The following is a 346-nucleotide window of genomic DNA, read 5'->3' on the forward strand; positions in this document are numbered from 1 at the left end:
TGGTGATGCTGGCGACCCGGTAACGGTCGTGCGGCGAGCGTGGCTCGCCCGTCTTCAGGTCGCCCACGCCGGCCGTCGCCGACCAGGTGCCGTGGCCGTCCCTCGCTGTCGCCGTCACGCCGGGCACGCCGTCGGCGACGGCGGCCTCGATCGCCGTTCTGGTGGGCCCGTGATCGTCGCCGGTCGACGCCGCGGCGGCCGGTGCCGCCAGAGCGGTCGCCAGCAGCGCGGCCGTCACCGCTTTCGCTGTGGTGCGTGCAGCCATGTACTCCCCCGTCTCGCCCACGGACACCGGTCGTGTCCATCGCGGGGACTGACCCCGGCGGCGAGACGAAGGTTGAGGAGA

General features: G+C 74.0%; 1 pseudogene. It reads right to left on the reverse strand.

The window, feature by feature from the left end:
• Nucleotides 1–265, reverse strand: a pseudogene (locus ACLZOT_RS50800) (peptidase); the annotation flags it as partial.
• Between the last annotated feature and the right edge of the window lie 81 nt (nucleotides 266–346).

This window comes from Streptomyces sp. 4F14 (assembly GCF_048159485.1).
Classification (GTDB): Bacteria; Actinomycetota; Actinomycetes; order Streptomycetales; family Streptomycetaceae; genus Streptomyces.